This window comes from Paratractidigestivibacter sp. (assembly GCF_052362415.1).
Taxonomy (GTDB): Bacteria; Actinomycetota; Coriobacteriia; order Coriobacteriales; family Atopobiaceae; genus Paratractidigestivibacter.
This window is the reverse complement of record NZ_DAWEMK010000219.1, coordinates 1-1,232: the sequence shown is the minus strand read 5'-3', so window position 1 is coordinate 1,232 and position 1,232 is coordinate 1. Positions and strand designations below refer to the sequence as shown.

Genomic DNA, 1,232 nt, shown 5'->3' with positions numbered 1-1,232 from the left:
ACCTGCCCGGCTCCGCCGCCCACGGCGCCGCCAGGCTCTTCGCGGGCGAGGCCAAGACCGACGAGCGCGACGCGGCGGTCATCGCCAAGACCGCGCTCGGCATCCCCGACGCCCTGTTGCCGGCCCCGGAGCCCGACGGGAGGCTGGAGGCGGCGAGGTCGCTCGCCTCCCAGAGGGACCACATGGTCACCTGCGCCGCCCGCGACAAGAACCGCCTGCGCAGCGTGCTGCTGGAGTCCTGCCCGGCCTTCGAGGCGCTCGCCGACCTCTCCGACGACCGCTGGCTGGCGGCCCTGGAGGCCCTCGGCGGCCCCTGGGGGATCCTCGACGCCGGCAAGAGGGCGCTCGGCGCCGCCACCCGCGGCGGCGACCGCGCCGCCTTCGACGCCGCCTGGGCCGCCGCCGAGTCCTCCACCAGGCCGTCCGAGTACATGGTCGCGGCCGAGAACCCGCAGGTCGAGGTGCTCGCGAGGAGGATCCGCGAGGCGAGCGCGGAGGCGCGCCGCCTCGACGGCGAGATCGCGGCGCTGCTGCGGGAGGACGGCACCTACGGGTGCCTGCTGACCGTGCCGGGCATAGGGCCGAGGACGGCCTCGGAGCTCGTCATAGCGATTCGCATCGAGGACTTCCCCGACCACGGCCGCCTCGCCTCCTACTGCGGCGTGGCGCCGCGCAACAGGAGGTCGGGCACGTCGGTATCCTCGGTGACGGCGTCCAGGCAGGGCAACAGGAGGCTGAAGAACCTGCTGATCTTCTCCTGCAACTCGCTCGCGCGCTCCGGCGGCCGCTTCGGCGAGTACTACCGCTCGTGCAGGGGCAGGGGGATGTGCCACGGAGAGGCGCTCAAGGCCACCGCCCGCAAGAGGATGAAGGTGATCTACGCGATCATGCGGGACAAGGTCCCGTACGCGGCCTAGCCGGCCGCGGCTGGATAGTCGGGGAAGGGGCGCCGCCAAGGGCCCGGCGTTAGCGTGCGCCACAGGCGCCTGCCCGCCGCGAAAAATCACTTGACTGAACTATAGGAACACCCCCCTCGGCAGCCCGCTCGCCCTTGCGCGAAACGACGGGAAGGGACGGTCCCCTTTCGTCGTTTTCTTGTACCGCGCAGGGAAACGACGGGAAGGGACCGTCCCTTCCCGTCATCCTGCCGGTCAGCGGCGGAGCGTCGGCTCCTAAACAGGTGAGAAGGGGACGCGCCGGGCAAGAGGAGGAGCGCCGAGATCGCGCATTTT

General features: G+C 71.8%; 1 protein-coding gene. It reads left to right on the top strand.

The annotated features are described in order from the left end of the window. Positions 1 to 917 (top strand): IS110 family transposase (locus tag ACT84W_RS11105; RefSeq protein WP_444329272.1); only part of this gene is annotated, 917 nt, incomplete at its 5' end. Positions 918 to 1,232 lie beyond the last annotated feature (315 nt).